The sequence below is a fragment of the Alicyclobacillus fructus genome (assembly GCF_017329605.1).
GTDB classification, from domain to species: domain Bacteria; phylum Bacillota; class Bacilli; order Alicyclobacillales; family Alicyclobacillaceae; genus Alicyclobacillus; species Alicyclobacillus fructus.
The window spans coordinates 92,430-108,107 of the sequence record NZ_JAFMTY010000009.1 but is presented as its reverse complement, the minus strand read 5'-3'; the positions used below and the strand labels follow the sequence as shown (position 1 = coordinate 108,107).

The following is a 15,678-nucleotide window of genomic DNA, read 5'->3' as shown; positions in this document are numbered from 1 at the left end:
GAGGGATCGAGCTCTGGTGGTTGCTTATCACCATCGTAGCGCGCAACATCGCCATTTTCATGATCCCGTGGCGTCGAAAATCGACATGAGGGTCTACTTGGAATTGAAGGGTGTGCTCCAGTTCGGCACGCAGGCCAACGAGGCGTTGGGTGTGTTTCTGCTCATCTGGACCATCGTCACGGTGCCCTTTGTCGTAGCCGCGTTTCGAGCCCAACTCCTGTTTGGCCTGCTCTTCTTGTTCGTCTTCTTCGCCTTCCTGGGTGGCACGATGGCGAATCTCGCAGGCGTAAACAGCGCGTTCGGCGGTTACTCCGGGCTCATCTCGGCTGCCATCGGCCTCGTCATCATGGCGGAAGCACTCATGAAAAGCGTTTCGGCGCATGTGCCGCAGCCCGCGGCGGCAGGCGTGGCGGAACTTGGCGCTCGCTCCGAAGCATGAATCCGAGGAGCTCTGCTGGCTGGCCGTCATGGCTGGCCTTTTTTTTGTTGCTCACGTCTTGCCGCGGCACGCTTTGTGATCTACCATGAGAACAGATGTTATTTCTTTTGTGAACCATGGTTTAGGATTTGAAACTACAACAGGGGTGAACGCATTGCGCGTCTGGACAGAGGCTTACCGGTCAGGCTCGGGCGTGGATGCTCATGCGGCGCGGCAATTGGCGTATGCATTGGTTGAGGGAAGGCCCGTGTACGTCCGGTGTCAAGTGCCCGCTCTGGAGGATGCTCTGTTTGCGGCCATCCGCGATGCCCTATGGTCCGCTCGCGAGGTGTGGCAGTTGACAGAGGAGCGGTATGAAGCCGCGCTCGGTCGTCTGTTCTCCGCACTGGAGGGTGAGCGCGTGCCCGAGGGCGCCCTGATGGTCGAGGTGCGCACGTCGGACATCGACGGTCCTTGTGTCATCGGGCTTCAAGGCGACGGGCACAGGGAAGATCGCGCGGAACGCGCCGCATGGCGCTGACGCACAACCGGCCGGAAGAGGAGAAGGTGACCCCATGACCGCCATGCAACCGCTTGCAGGAATTCGCGTCCTGGATCTCAGTCGAGTGCTGGCCGGCCCGTTCTGCACACAAATTTTGGGCGATCTCGGCGCCGACGTGATCAAAGTCGAAAGCCCGGAGGGCGACGAGACGCGGCGTTACGAACCCACCAAGGACGGCGTCAGCAGCTATTTTCTCGCGTTCAACCGCAACAAGCGAAGCATTGCTGTCGATTTGAAGACGGAAGCGGGGCGCGAGATCGTGCGCAGGTTGGCGCAGGAGGCGGACGTGTTGGTGGAGAATTTTCGCACGGGGACGATGGAGAAGTGGGGGCTCGACTATGCCTCACTTCAATCCGCCAATCCGCGTCTCGTGTACGCCGCCGTCAGCGGGTATGGCCGTACCGGGCCATGGAAGGATCGGCCTGGGTACGATCTCGCCATCCAAGCGGCAAGCGGCCTGATGTCCGTCACGGGTGAAGAAGGGCGGGCACCGGTCAGGGCGGGCTGGTCCATCGCCGACCTCACGGCAGGGCTCTGGGCGGCGTTGAGCATCTGTGCGGCGCTGTTTGCCCGCCAAAAGTCCGGGCGTGGCACCTATGTGGAGACCAGTCTGTTTGAAGGCCAGGTTGCCCTCATGACGTATTACGCCACGTCCTACTTTCTCACGGGGCACGTCGGACAGAGGCTCGGATCGGCTCATTTCAGCCTTACTCCGTACCAGGCTCTATCTGCCGCGGATGGATGGATGGTCGTTGCGGTGGGCAACGACGGGCTGTTTCGCAAACTGTGCGAAGCGCTAGGAAGTCCTGAACTCGCGGAGGACCCGCGCTTTCAAACGAATGGACTCCGAGTGCGCCACCGTGAGGAGTTGGCGGCCGAACTCGAAGCGAGGCTTGCCGAGCGAAGCGTACAAGCATGGGAAGCGATTCTGACCGACGCGGGCGTACCGTGTTCCGCGGTGAACACCATTGAAGACGTGCTTCATCTGGAGCAGGTGGCGGCTCGTGGAATGTTGTGGGAGACCGAGTATCCGGGCGTGGGCTCGTTTTTTGTGACGCGATCGCCATTCTTTGGGGATGGCTGGGATGTGCGCCTGCGCCGCAGACCTCCGAGGCTTGGCGAACACACGGAAGCGATTCTGAAAGAGGTTGGATACCGTCCTGAGCAAATCGAGGCGCTGAAGGCGTCAGGCGTGGTCAGGACCTGTCCGCCGTCGGAGGCGGAACCGTCCGCGTAAGGGGACCCATGGCTGGCGGGAGATCAAGGGGAGGCGTGTGGGAGATGGATTTCAGCCTGTCGCAGGAACAGTTGGCCGTTCGCGATGTCGTGCGCAAGTTTGTGGACGAGGAGATCCTGCCACACATTCGGGAGTGGGATGAAAAGCAACACTTTGAACCGCGGGTGCTCAAGCGCCTCGCGGAACTTGGGCTGATGGGCGTGTGCATCCCGGAAAAGTACGGCGGCGCGGGGATGGACTACAACACCCTCGCGATTGTGTGCGAAGAGCTCGAACGCGGCGACATCGCGTTCAGGACGGCTGTGTCGGTACACACGGGCCTGAATTCTCTTACGCTTTTGCAGTGGGGCACGGAGGAACAGAAGCAAAAGTACCTGGTGCCCCAAGCCCGCGGAGAGAAGATCGGGGCGTTCGGGCTCACCGAGCCGAACGCGGGTTCTGACGTGGCTGCGATGCGTACCACGGCGGTGCGGGACGGAGACTCGTACATTTTGAACGGCTCAAAGATCTGGATCTCGCTCGCCGACGTCGCGGACCATTTCCTGGTGTTCGCGTACACCGACCGCTCAAAGAAGCACCACGGGATCACGGCGTTCATCGTGGAACGAGGATGGGAAGGGTTCTCGACGCGATCCATCAAGGGAAAGCTCGGCATTCGCGCGGGCAACACGGGAGAACTGTTCTTTGATCACGTCCGGGTCCCTGTCGAGAATCGGCTCGGAGAGGAAGGAGAAGGGTTCAAAATCGCCATGTCCGCGCTCGACAACGGCCGATTCACGGTGGCGGCCGGAGCCTGTGGATGTATCGCTGCTTGCCTCGAGGCCTCGGTGAAATACTGTCACGAGCGGGAGACGTTCGGTCAGCCCATCGGCAGGCACCAGCTCGTGCAGCAGATGATCGCGAAGATGGCCGCGAATCTCGACATTTCCAGGTTGTTGGTGTATCGAGCCGGATGGTTGAAGAACCAAGGGCTGCCGAACACGCGCGAGACCTCGCTCGCGAAATGGGTAGCGTGCGATGCGGCCTGGGAGGCTGCGTCGGACGCGGTGCAGATTCACGGGGCCTATGGTTACTCCAATGAGTATCCCGTGGAGCGATACCTGCGCAACGCGAAGGCGCCCGTGATTTATGAAGGAACGCGCGAAATTCACACCATTCTGCAGGCGGAGTACGCGCTCGGCTATCGGCGGGACAAACCCCTGTCGCGCCGACTGCCGGCGTGGCCGTTCGAGGAATAAAGGATCCGATTCCCGGGGCGCCTCGTGCGCCCCTTCTTCATTTCGCGGACCGTGCGATCCCGTTGACCGAAAAAAGAGGGCAATGGTACGATTTATTGGACTCTGGGCCAGGACAGGATGTGGGTATCCTTTGGCAGACTACAGTCCTTATGTGGAGGAAATCGAGAAGGCGCTGCGCCATGTTGCCGCGACCGTGCGTCGGCGCGGACGTGTGCTCTTGAAGGACTACGATCTGACGTCGCCTCAGTTCGATGCGCTCATCACGCTGTACAACGAAGGCGAACTGACCATTGGGGAACTGTCAGCCAAATTGTACCTCGCGTACAGCACCACGACGGATCTCGTGGACAGGCTGGAGCGCGCCGGTTACGTGGCTCGGCAACGCGATCTGGTGGATCGGCGGGTGGTCCGCGTGCAGCTTCGAGACAAGGGCTCACAGGTCATTGAGGCGGTGCTAAGCGCGCGCCGAGCCTACCTCGATTCCATCTTGAAGCACGTGTCCATCGAACAGCGCCGCGCCATTCTGCAAGCACTGGATCTTCTTTTGACGAATATGGGTAATTCGTAAGCCTCGCGGCAGTGAACCGAGGCAAACGGGCGCGTGGACACAGAGGGGTGTAGAGGATGGAGCTGGCGCATCGCCCGATAGGCGTGTTTGATTCCGGCGTCGGGGGTTTGACGGTCTTTCACGCGTTGAAACGCCGCTTGCCCCATGAATCGATGGTGTATTTTGGCGATCGTGCCCGTTGTCCGTACGGAGATCGGGATCCCAGGGAAGTGGCGCGTTTCGCGCTGGAAATTGGCCGTTACCTGGAACGGCTCGGCGTCAAATTGCTCGTGGTCGCCTGCAACACGGCGACGGCGGTCGCGCTGCCTCGCCTGAGGGAGGAACTTGCCATCGACGTGGTGGGCGTGATCGAGCCCGGCGCGTCGCAGGCTGTCCAGGCGTCCGAGACCGGGCGCATTGGTGTCATCGGCACCTCGGTGACGGTCGCGAGCCACGCGTACGCGGATGCGCTGCGGTCGCTCCGCCCGGACGTTTGTGTCACCGAGGTGGCATGCCCCTTGTTTGTCCCGCTCGTTGAACAGGGGCACGTCGACGGCGAAGCGGTGGAAGCGGTCGTGCGCGATTCGCTTCGGCCGCTCCTCCAGGAGCGCATCGACACGCTGGTGTTGGGATGCACGCATTACCCGCTGCTCATGCCCGTGATCCGCCGGGTGCTTGGGCCTGCCATTCGCGTGATTTCATCTGCGGATGCGACCGCAGCGCGGGTCGCGGAACTGCTTGCCGAGCGCGGGCTCGAGGCGCCGCGAGGTCACGAGGGAGACGCCTGCTTCCTGACGACGGGGGATACCGCGAGTCTCCGCATGGCCTTGGCGACCTGGTTCGGCGAGGTTCCTGGCGAGCGCGCCGTGCGGCACGTGTCCCTGCCAATTTCGGATCAGCCGCTGCAGCGGACGGCGCCCTAAGGAGTGTGGGCGGAGATGCGCATCGTCATGGCCACGCAGAATGCGAACAAGGTGCGGGAGTTTGCGCAACTCCTCGGGTCGCGGGTCGATCTCGTCCTGTTGCCTTCGGACCTCCCGAAGGCGCCTGAGACGGGCGAAACGTTTCTTGACAACGCGCGGCAAAAGGCGTTGTTCTATGCCCGATACGTCGAAGATCCTGTGTTGGCGGATGACTCGGGGCTCGTCGTGCCCGCGCTCGGTGGCGAACCGGGCGTGCACTCGGCGCGCTACGCTGGAGAAGGTGCGGACGATCGCGCCAACAACGACAAGCTCATCCGAGCGCTGCGGGCGAAAGGTCTTCGCGCTGCAGACGCATGGTTCGCTTGCGCCTTGGTCGTCGCGCATAAGGACCAGGTGCTCGTCGAGGTCGAGGCGCGGGTGGACGGCATGGTGCACGATGCACCGCGCGGCGACCGCGGGTTCGGGTACGATCCGCTTTTCTCGCCGCATGGGGAAGCGCGTAGGTTCGCGGAGATGTCGTCGGAGGAGAAGCATCGCTTCTCGCATCGGGCGCGGGCTGTGCGCGAGCTCGTCGAGCGGTTGCCGTTCGTGATCGACCGCGAGGGGCGCTCCTCCACGGGCGAAAACGCGCTATCTTGATATCCCTTGCCTGATCGACTAAACTATCGAAGGTGATATGATATGCGGGTGTAGTTCAACGGTAGAACTCCAGCCTTCCAAGCTGGCGGCGGGGGTTCGACTCCCCTCACCCGCTCCATCACGTCTCAGTAGCTCAGGGGATAGAGCAGCGGTCTTCTAAACCGCGGGTCGGGGGTTCAAATCCCTCCTGAGACGCCACGCGGGCTAGCCGAGAGCACCCACCGGGGTGCTCAATTCACATGGGCCTCGCACGCGATTCAAGCGAGAGCGGTGACCGCGAACGCGCAACACGCGGGTTCGTCGGATGGTTCGTGGGACACAGTTAGGAGGATCGGTTGAATGGCAGCGAAGTGGGAGAAGACTGGCGCGAACGTGGGTGTGCTCGAAGTGGAGGTTGACAGCGAGCGATTTGCCCATGCGCTGGATGAAGCATTTAAACGCGTGGTGAAGCGCGTGGTGATTCCGGGCTTCCGGAAGGGCAAGGTTCCGCGCAAACTGTTCGAAAAGCGGTTTGGCGTGGAATCGCTGTACGAGGACGCGGTGAACATCCTCTTGCCGCAGGCTTATCAGGAGGCCGTCATGGAGACGGGCATCGAGCCGGTGGATCAGCCGTCCGTCGATGTCGTCCAGGTGGAGAGCGGAAAGCCGTTCATTTTTAAGGCCACCGTGACGGTGAAACCGGAGGTCCAACTCGGGGAGTACAAAGGTCTCGAGGTTCAGGACAGGGTGTTTGAGGTCACCGACCAGGACGTCGAACAGGAGATTCAGAACGTCCTGCGGAGCCATGCACAGATCGAGACCGTGGAGGACGGCGCCGTCGAAAAGGGCGACGTCGTGACCATCGACTTCGAGGGGACGGTCGATGGCGAGCCTTTCGAAGGCGGAGAGGCCGAGGGCTTCCGCCTGGAGATCGGCAGCGGAGCGCTCGTCGCGGGCTTTGAAGATCAGTTGATTGGCATGAAGCCCGGCGAAGAGCGCGACATCGAGGTGACCTTCCCGGAGGACTACCACGTGAAGTCCTTGCGCGGCAAGGTGGCGCGCTTCCACGTCAAGCTGCATGAGATCCGTCGACCCGTGTTGCGCGAACTGAACGACGAGTTCGTGCAGGAGATCAGCGAATTCCAGACGGTCGACGAATACGTGGCCGATCTTCGCAAGAAACTCGAAGAGCGGGCAAAACTCGAGCATGAGCGATATATTGAGAATGAAGTCGTGAGAAAGGCGGCTGAGCGCGCGACCATCGAGATTCCGCCGGTCATGATTGAGCGGGAGATCGACCACCAGATCGGCCATTTCGCGCAACAGTTGCAAATGCAGCAGATTCCACTCGACGCGTACCTTGAGTTCACGGGGTTGACGATGGAGGAGTTGCGCGACCAGTACCGCGAGCTGGCGGAGCAAAACGTCCGCACGAGCCTTGTGCTCGAAGCCATCGCAGACGCCGAGAAGGTGGAGGTCACCGAGGAAGACGTGGAACAGGAGATCGCGCGCATGGCCGAGCAAACCGGCCTGGAGGCGGATCGAGTGCGTCAGCTCCTGAGTTTCCGCGACCCAGAGCTCGCGAGCTTGCGGGCGGATCTCAAGACGCGCAAGACAGTGCGCCTGTTGGTGGATCACGCGAAGATCGTGCCGCCGACCGACAACTGATCGAGGCGATTGAAGGACAAGACAAGGCCACAGCCTTGTCTTGTCCTCTACATGGCCGCAGGGAGAGGGAGGCTGTTGCATGTATTATCCGATTCCGTACGTAATCGAACAGACGAGCCGTGGCGAGCGGACGTACGACATCTATTCTCGGTTGCTGAAGGATCGGATCGTGATCCTGGGAACGCCGATCGACGATCAGGTGGCCAACTCGATCGTCGCACAGCTTCTGTTCCTGGCGGCCGACGATCCTGAAAAGGACATTCAGATGTACATCAACAGCCCGGGCGGTTCTGTGACAGCCGGCATGGCCATATACGATACCATGCAGCACATCCGTCCGGCGGTGTCCACGCTTTGTATCGGTATGGCCGCGAGCATGGGTGCGTTCCTCCTGGCCGCGGGTGAGAAGGGAAAACGGTACGCGCTGCCGAATGCAGAGATCATGATTCACCAGCCGCTGGGCGGGGTCGAAGGTCAAGCTTCGGACATCAAGATTCACGCCGAGTGGATTCTGAAAACGAAGGATAAGCTGAATCGCTTGCTTTCTGAGCGGACGGGGCAGCCGCTCGAGGTGATCGAGAGGGATACGGATCGCGACCACTTCATGACGGCCGAGGAGGCGAAGGCCTACGGCCTGATCGATGAGGTGTTGCATCCGCTGCACCCGGTTCGTTGACGCCCGCTGGGAATGGGATGGCTTTGCCTGATGCGGCCGGTGTGGTAACCTCGTATGAGGAGGGGAACGAACCATGTTCAAATTTAACGAGGAGAAGGGCCAACTGAAGTGCTCCTTCTGCGGCAAGACGCAGGAGCAAGTGCGGAAGTTGGTTGCTGGCCCTGGCGTATATATCTGCGATGAGTGTATCGAGCTGTGCAATGAGATCGTGGAGGAGCAGCTCGGTGAAGACGACGAGTTTGAGTTGAAGGATGTCCCGAAGCCGACGGAGATTAAAGCGGTCTTGGATCAGTATGTGATTGGCCAGGAGCACGCGAAGCGGGCGCTGTCGGTGGCCGTGTACAATCACTACAAGCGCATCAACGCGGGATCGCAGAAGAACGATGACGTGGAGCTGTCGAAGAGCAACATTCTGCTCATCGGTCCCACGGGCAGTGGCAAGACGCTCTTGGCGCAGACATTGGCCCGCACGCTGAACGTGCCGTTTGCCATCGCGGACGCGACTTCGCTGACGGAGGCCGGATACGTCGGCGAAGACGTGGAGAATATCCTGCTCAAGCTGATTCAAGCGGCCGATTACGACATCGAAAAGGCGGAGCGCGGGATCATTTACATCGACGAGATCGACAAGATCGCGCGCAAGTCGGAAAACCCGTCCATTACGCGCGATGTGTCGGGCGAGGGCGTGCAACAGGCGTTGCTCAAGATCCTGGAGGGGACGATTGCCAGCGTGCCGCCGCAAGGAGGGCGCAAACACCCGCATCAGGAGTTCATCCAGATTGATACCACGAACATCCTGTTCATCTGCGGCGGCGCATTCGACGGCTTGGAGACCATCATCAAGCGCCGTTTGGGCAGCAAGGTGATCGGTTTTGGCGCGGCGGGATCGGCGTCGAGCGAGACCAAGGATTCCGCCATCCTTCAGCATGTGTTGCCGGAGGACCTGCTGAAGTTTGGGCTGATTCCGGAGTTCATCGGCCGCCTGCCCGTGATCGCGACGCTCGACGCTCTGGACGAGGAAGCCTTGAAGCGGATTCTCACGGAGCCCAAAAACGCCATTGTAAAGCAATTCCAGAAGCTGTTGGACATGGACAACGTCGTGCTCGAATTCCACGAGGACGCGCTCGAGACCATCGCCAAAGAGGCGATTCGGCGCGGCACAGGCGCCCGCGGGCTCAGGGCCATTATCGAGTCCATCATGCTCGACGTCATGTACGAGTTGCCGTCCCGGGACGACGTCCAGAAGTGCATCATTACGAAGGCCGCCGTGTTGCGCGAGGGTCCGCCGATTGTCCTGCGCAAGGACGGCACGGTCATCCCGTTCCAGCGAGAAGAGACAGCCTGATGGCGGTCCTGGGCCAGCCCCGCGAGGGCTGGCCTTTCGTTTATCCCCCTCTCCTGAAGGCAATACTGCATAGCGCAGCAGGAAGAGGGAGGGACCGCGATGACGGCAAGTATCCTGGCAGCCGTTCAACTGTTCTTCGCGCTCGTCATTGGGATGTATTTTTGGAACCTGCTTCGCACGCAGAGTCAGAGTCGCCACGCCATCGAGCGCGAGTCAAAGAAGGAACTCGAGAAGTTGCGCCGGATGCGCGCCATCTCGCTGACGGAGCCGTTGGCCGAGCGCACGCGTCCCCAGCGAATCGAGGATATCATCGGCCAGCAGGACGGGGTGCGGGCGCTTCGAGCCGCGCTTTGTGGCCCAAACCCGCAGCACGTGATCATCTATGGCCCGCCTGGCGTCGGCAAGACGGCCGCTGCGCGCCTGATTCTCGAAGAGGCGAAGCGCACGCCGGGATCGCCTTTCAAGTCGGATGCCAAATTCATTGAAATGGACGCGACCACGGCGCGCTTCGATGAACGGGGAATCGCCGATCCGTTGATCGGCTCTGTCCACGATCCCATCTATCAAGGCGCGGGGGCGATGGGGATCGCGGGGATTCCGCAGCCGAAGCAGGGGGCCGTCACAAAGGCGCACGGCGGAGTGCTGTTCATCGACGAAATCGGGGAGTTGCATCCGATTCAGATGAACAAGTTGCTGAAGGTGCTTGAGGATCGCAAGGTGTTTCTGGAGAGCGCGTATTACAGCAGCGAGGACACCAACATCCCCGTGCACATTCACGATATCTTTCAAAACGGATTGCCTGCCGACTTCAGGCTCGTCGGGGCGACGACGCGATCGCCGGAAGAACTGCCGCCGGCCCTTCGTTCCCGCTGCGTGGAAATCTTCTTCCGCGCGCTCACGAGGGAGGAGATTCGCCAGGTGGCAGAAGGTGCGGCGGACAAACTCGGGATGCCCCTGGAGGAGGGCGTGGTCGAAACCGTCGCGGACTACGCGACGAACGGCCGCGACGCGGTCAACCTCGTCCAAATGGCTGGCAGCCTCGCGATGATTGAGAAGCGGACGTCCATTCGGCGCGAAGATGTCGAGTGGGTGGTCGAGTTCAGCCGCCTGACCCCGCGACCCGATCGCAAGGTGGCCGACAAGCCCCAGGTGGGCGTGGTGAATGGCCTCGCGGTCTATGGACCTCAACTGGGGATGTTGCTTGAGATCGAGGTGACGGCGACGCCCGCGCCGGACGGAGACGGCAGGCTGACCATCACGGGCCTGGTTGAAGAGGAGACGATTGGCGGGCGGGATCGCTCCATCCGGCGGAAGAGCATGGCCAAGTCATCGCTCGAAAACGTGCTCACGACCCTGGAGCGCCTGTATGGCATTCGGGCTTCCGACTATCATCTGCACGTCAACTTTCCAGGCGGGATCCCCGTGGATGGGCCTAGCGCCGGGGTGGCGATGGCAGTTGCCATCTATTCGGCCATCCGCATGGAACCTGTGCTGCATACGGTCGCCATGACGGGGGAACTCTCCATTCTGGGTTTGGTCCGGCCGGTGGGCGGCGTGACGGCGAAGATCGCGGCCGCGGCGGAAGCTGGGGCCAAAGTGGTGCTGATTCCCAAAGCCAATTGGCAGGAATCGTTCCGCCACCGCACGGACATCCAGGTGGTTCCTGTCGAGCGGCTGGAGGACGTGCTGCGCCTGTCCATCGTGGGAGGGCTCGACGGCGATCGCGCCCGTCCAGAGGTGCCGGCGGCCATGATCCAGAAGCCTTTGGCGCAGTGAGCGCGGGCCTCGGGCGCGATCGACTTTGCCATCGCGTTTGGATACAATGAAGGGCATCGCCACGGGAGAGAGTTCGGAGGTGGGGGCATGGCGACCGAGGAGCATTCGGTGCCAAAGACCAAGGACGTCTATCCGTTGTTGCCGCTTCGGGGATTGCTCGTGTTCCCTGGCATGGTCTTGCATTTTGACGTCGGCCGCCCCAAATCGGTGCGCGCCCTCGAGCAGGCGGTTTCGAGTGACCACCTCATTGTGCTCGCCTCGCAGGAGGATGGCCAGGTGGACGACCCGTCGTCGGACGACCTGTACACCGTCGGGACGCTAGCGCGGGTCAAGCAGATGCTCAAACTTCCGAACGGGACCATTCGCGTCCTCGTCGAAGGATTGAAGCGGGCGGTCGTGCGCGAGTTCATTTCGGAAGACGAATCCTTCACCGTGCGCATCGAGACGTATGACGAACCCGAGGATGTGCCGTCGACGCCGGCCATCGAGGCGATGCGGCGGTCCGTCACGCAGCAGTTCGAGCAGTACGTGCGCCTGTCGCGCAAGCTCGATCTCGACACCTACGCGACGGTCGTGGACATGTCGCATCCAGGGCAGTTTGCGGACGCAGTGGCCTCTCACCTGCCGCTCAAGGTTCGCGAGAAGCAGGACATTCTTGAGGCGTTCGACATCGAAAAGCGCCTCGAACGCCTGCTGCAGATCCTCTCGGATGAACGAGAGGTCCTCGAGCTTGAGCGCAAGATCCACCAGCGCGTGCGCAAGCAGATGGAGCGGACCCAGAAGGAGTACTATCTGCGCGAGCAGATGAAGGCCATTCAGCGCGAACTCGGCGACAAGGAGGGCCGGCAGGCGGAGGTCGACGAACTGCGAGAGAAACTCGCGGCCAAGCGGATGCCGGAGGACGTGCGGGATCGGGTAGAAAAGGAAATCGCCCGGCTCGAGCGGATTCCGCCGGCTTCGGCCGAGGGTACCGTGGTTCGCAATTATATCGACTGGCTGCTCGCTTTGCCCTGGATGGAAACGGCGAAATCCACGGCCGACGTAGCGCGGGCAGAGCGCATCCTCAACGAGGAGCACTACGGGCTGGAGAAAGTCAAGGAGCGCATTTTGGAATTCATTGCGGTGCAGGCGCTCACCGACAAGCAGACCGGCCCCATCATCTGTTTGGCAGGGCCGCCGGGCGTGGGCAAGACTTCACTCGCGCGATCCATCGCCAAATCGCTCAAACGGCCGTTCGTGCGGGTTTCGCTCGGCGGGGTCCGCGATGAGGCCGAGATCCGCGGTCATCGCCGGACGTACATTGGGTCGATGCCGGGGCGAATCCTGCAGGGCATGCGCCAGGCAGGCGTGGTGAATCCCGTGTTTCTGCTCGACGAGATCGACAAAATGGCAAGCGATTTTCGCGGCGATCCGGCCTCAGCCATGCTGGAGGTGCTCGATCCGGAGCAGAACCACGCCTTTTCGGATCACTACATCGAGATCCCGTATGACCTGTCGAACGTCCTGTTCATCACAACCGCCAACAACGTGTACCAGATCCCTGCGCCACTCCGAGATCGCATGGAGGTCATTCAACTTTCCGGCTACACGGAGCTCGAGAAGCTTCACATCGCGAGAGACCATCTGTTGCCGAAGCAGAGGGCGGCGCATGCGCTCAAGGGTGACCGCCTGCGCATCTCCGACGAGGTGTTGCTGGAGGTCATTCGGCACTACACGCGCGAGGCGGGCGTTCGCCAGCTCGATCGTCAGTTGGCGGCCATTTGCCGCAAGGCCGCTCGCGCGGTGGCGGCGGGCGAGGCGAAGCGCGTGACGGTGACGAGCTCCGTGCTGCGTTCGTATCTGGGTCCTCACAAGTACGAGTTCGGGGAGATGGAGAAGGAGGATCAGGTCGGCGTCGTCGCGGGACTCGCGTGGACCGAAATGGGCGGAGATCTGCTGCTCGTCGAGGTCTCCATTGTACCAGGCTCCGGCAAGCTCGTGCTCACGGGTCAGCTCGGCGATGTCATGAAGGAAAGCGCGCAGACGGCCCTGTCGTACGTGCGATCCCGCAGCCGCGCGCTTCGGCTGCCGCCCGACTTCCACGAAAAGGTTGACATTCACATTCACGTTCCGGAAGGCGCCATTCCGAAGGACGGGCCTTCGGCCGGCATCACGATGGCCACCGCGCTCGTCTCCGCGCTCACCAACGTCAAGGTCCGCCACGACGTGGCCATGACCGGCGAGGTGACGCTGCGGGGGAGGGTGTTGCCGATTGGAGGACTGAAGGAAAAAAGTCTTGCGGCGCATCGCGCGGGCATTCGAACCATCCTCATTCCCAAGGGCAACGTCAAGGACCTCGACGACGTGCCGGATCTCGTCAAAGCGGAGGTCGAGTTCGTCCCCGTCTCGCACATGGACGAGGTCCTGCGCCTCGCGTTGGTCGACAATCCGCTCGATCACGCCGCAGGTTCGTTGGCCGACGAACCATGGTGGACCGACATCTGGTCCGACAGTCGATTCGGAGGAGGCGAAGCGCACCAGTGATCATTCGGAGTGCGGAACTGGAGGCGACCGCGGTTCGGCCCGATCAGTGGCCGAAAGAGAGGTTGCCCGAATTTGCCTTTCTCGGTCGGAGCAACGTGGGCAAGTCCACGTTGCTCAACCGTCTGTTGAACCGAAAACAACTCGCTCGCGTCTCCGCTCAACCGGGCAAGACGCGCCAGATCAACTTCTACCTCATCAATCAGGTCTTTCGCTTTGTCGATCTGCCGGGATACGGATACGCGGCGGTGAGTAAGCAGGAGCGGCAGCGTTTTGCGGCGATGATCGACCGGTATTTGAATGACCGCGAAGATCTGATGCGCATCTTTCATCTCATCGACATTCGGCACGAGCCAACCAAGGACGACGTGGCGGTGCACGAGGCGCTCCTTGATCTCGGCGTGCCGGTGACCGTCGTGGCCACCAAGGCGGATAAAATTGGACGAAGCCACATCCCGAAGCATGTCAAGGTGATCCGCGAGACACTTCGGACTTCCGCCCACGTTTGGCCCGTGTCGGCCGAGAAGCGGGTGGGGCTCGAGGACATCTGGCGGATCATCGAAGAGGACCTGGCATCGCCCAGTTCAGCGAACGCGGATGCGTCCCTGGAGGCGGCCGACACGTCCCCCACGCGGACGGGGCAAACGGAAGGCGAGGCATGAAGCGTGGGATGCTCGCCGGTTCGTGCGATCTCCAAACGTTCAAGGGAGCGTCACACGGCTTTCGCTTCAGCGCTTGGGTTGGCGCTCCCCCTGCTATATAATGTGATAGGACATGGGGGTGAGGCGCGTGAACATCTTCGTCGTGGGTTTGAGCCACAAGACGGCGCCCGTGGAACTGCGTGAGCGCGTGAGCCTCGGCGAAGCCGAGGTTCGTCACGTATTGACGCAGCTCCGCGAATCGCGGACGGTGCTGGAGAGCGTCGTGGTCTCGACGTGCAACCGCCTCGAAGTCTATGGGCTCGGCCCGAGCGCGCGCGCGGGTTCGGATTTTGCGCTGGCCGTTGTGGCGAAAACGACCGGTGTGGAGCGCGATGTGCTCTGGCACTACGCCTACGTGCGCGAGGGCGAGGATGCGGTTCGCCATGCCATGCGAGTGGCGTGCGGAATGGACTCGGTGGTGTTCGGCGAGACGCAGATCCTCGGTCAAATGCGGGATGCGTATCAGTTGGCTTTGGAAGAAGGCGCCACGGGCTCCGTGTTCAACCGGATGTTCCGGGAAATCATCCACGTGGGCAAACGGGCGCAGACGGAGACGTCGATTGGTCGAGAGGCGGTGTCCGTCAGCTATGCGGCCGTTCAGTTGGCGCGCAAGGTGCTTGGGGAACTTCGCGACAAGCGTGTCGTCGTGATCGGCGCCGGTCACATGGCTGGGCTGGCGGCTCGCCATTTCGCTTCACAACAGCCACAGTCGCTTGTCATCGTCAACCGAACGCTTGAGCGGGCGCGGGCCCTCGCCAAGGAAGTCGGAGGAGATGCCTTCCCCCTCGAACGGGCGGGGCTCATTCGGGCTTTGCGGGAAGCGGATGTGGTGCTCAGTGCCATCGGCCGCGGATCGTACGTCTTGACTGCGGAGATGGTCGCGCAGGCCCTTGCCGCGCGTCGCGGTCGCCCCCTTGTCATCCTGGATATCGCCGTTCCGCGCGACGTCGAGCCCGAGGCGGCAAAGTCCGCGTCCGTGTATCTTTACGATGTGGACGATCTCGAGGGCGTGGTGGCGGCCAACCTGGAGGAGCGGGCTCGCCAGGAGTCGCTGGTGGAGGCCGTGATCGACGACGGCGTGCGCGCCTTCTCGCAGTGGTTGGCAGAGCAGGAGGTCGTCCCCGTCATTGCCGCGCTGCATCAGCGGGGAGAGGCCATTGAGCGAGAGGTGATGGCGAGCCTCCTGCGAAAGTTGCCTCATTTGACTGAGCGCGAGCAAAAGGTGATTCACAAGCACATGATGAGCATCGTCCATCAGTTGTTGCGGGAACCGGTGCGAAATGTCAAGGAGCTGGCGCTGCAGTCGGGCGATCCTGGCTATGCGGAGACGCTCGCCGCGTTGTTCGGCCTGGAGGCGGGTGAGCTTCACGACCGGGTCCGCATCGAGTGGAGGCGAGGCTCTGCGAGCGTCGCCGATGCGGGTCGGCAACCGGCGCTCTCCTGAGGTGC

At 61.9% G+C, this 15,678-nt stretch carries 14 protein-coding genes and 2 tRNA genes; all 16 read left to right on the top strand.

Features of this window, described 5'->3' with window-relative positions; translation table 11 throughout:
- The coding region (locus J3481_RS06645) for a GPR1/FUN34/YaaH family transporter (protein WP_236011313.1) at positions 1–439 on the top strand (439 nt) is incomplete at its 5' end.
- Positions 440–593: 154 nt separating this feature from the next.
- Positions 594–959 carry a hypothetical protein gene (locus tag J3481_RS06640; protein WP_236011312.1) on the top strand — a complete coding sequence of 122 codons (366 nt, stop codon included), beginning with the start codon at positions 594–596 and terminating at the stop codon, positions 957–959.
- 34 nt (positions 960–993) lie between these two features.
- The gene (locus J3481_RS06635) at positions 994–2,217 is read left to right on the top strand and encodes a CaiB/BaiF CoA transferase family protein (RefSeq protein ID WP_236011311.1); all 1,224 of its coding nucleotides are present in this window, start codon (positions 994–996) and stop codon (positions 2,215–2,217) included.
- A gap of 44 nt (positions 2,218–2,261) precedes the next feature.
- Entirely contained in the window at positions 2,262–3,455 is a 1,194-nt protein-coding gene (locus tag J3481_RS06630) for an acyl-CoA dehydrogenase family protein (protein ID WP_206831073.1), read from the top strand.
- 130 nt (positions 3,456–3,585) lie between these two features.
- A complete protein-coding gene (locus J3481_RS06625; RefSeq protein WP_206831062.1) occupies positions 3,586–4,023 on the top strand; it encodes a MarR family winged helix-turn-helix transcriptional regulator in 438 nt (145 codons plus the stop codon).
- A 56-nt stretch (positions 4,024–4,079) separates the two neighbouring features.
- On the top strand, positions 4,080–4,925 hold the full coding sequence (gene murI, locus J3481_RS06620; protein WP_206831061.1) for a glutamate racemase: 846 nt from the start codon (positions 4,080–4,082) through the stop codon (positions 4,923–4,925).
- Positions 4,926–4,940: 15 nt separating this feature from the next.
- Positions 4,941–5,564: an RdgB/HAM1 family non-canonical purine NTP pyrophosphatase gene (gene rdgB / locus J3481_RS06615; protein WP_206831060.1), complete on the top strand. Its 624-nt coding sequence runs from the start codon at positions 4,941–4,943 to the stop codon at positions 5,562–5,564.
- A gap of 44 nt (positions 5,565–5,608) precedes the next feature.
- Positions 5,609–5,682: transfer RNA gene (locus J3481_RS06610), tRNA-Gly, on the top strand.
- Between the two features lie 4 nt (positions 5,683–5,686).
- A tRNA-Arg gene (locus tag J3481_RS06605) sits at positions 5,687–5,762 on the top strand.
- 141 nt (positions 5,763–5,903) lie between these two features.
- Complete coding sequence (tig, locus tag J3481_RS06600) at positions 5,904–7,211, top strand: trigger factor (protein WP_206831059.1); 1,308 nt, start codon at positions 5,904–5,906, stop codon at positions 7,209–7,211.
- A 79-nt stretch (positions 7,212–7,290) separates the two neighbouring features.
- The gene (gene clpP / locus J3481_RS06595) at positions 7,291–7,887 is read left to right on the top strand and encodes an ATP-dependent Clp endopeptidase proteolytic subunit ClpP (RefSeq protein WP_012811146.1); all 597 of its coding nucleotides are present in this window, start codon (positions 7,291–7,293) and stop codon (positions 7,885–7,887) included.
- Positions 7,888–7,960: 73 nt separating this feature from the next.
- Complete coding sequence (gene clpX / locus J3481_RS06590; RefSeq protein ID WP_008340896.1) at positions 7,961–9,232, top strand: ATP-dependent protease ATP-binding subunit ClpX; 1,272 nt, start codon at positions 7,961–7,963, stop codon at positions 9,230–9,232.
- Between the two features lie 99 nt (positions 9,233–9,331).
- Positions 9,332–11,008: an ATP-dependent protease LonB gene (gene lonB, locus J3481_RS06585; protein ID WP_206831058.1), complete on the top strand. Its 1,677-nt coding sequence runs from the start codon at positions 9,332–9,334 to the stop codon at positions 11,006–11,008.
- An 87-nt stretch (positions 11,009–11,095) separates the two neighbouring features.
- Entirely contained in the window at positions 11,096–13,531 is a 2,436-nt protein-coding gene (gene lon, locus J3481_RS06580) for an endopeptidase La (RefSeq protein WP_206831057.1), read from the top strand.
- Entirely contained in the window at positions 13,528–14,190 is a 663-nt protein-coding gene (gene yihA / locus J3481_RS06575; protein WP_206831056.1) for a ribosome biogenesis GTP-binding protein YihA/YsxC, read from the top strand. Before lon ends, yihA begins: the two co-directional genes overlap by 4 nt.
- Before the next feature lie 127 nt (positions 14,191–14,317).
- Complete coding sequence (gene hemA, locus J3481_RS06570; protein WP_328702052.1) at positions 14,318–15,673, top strand: glutamyl-tRNA reductase; 1,356 nt, start codon at positions 14,318–14,320, stop codon at positions 15,671–15,673.
- Positions 15,674–15,678: the final 5 nt, after the last annotated feature.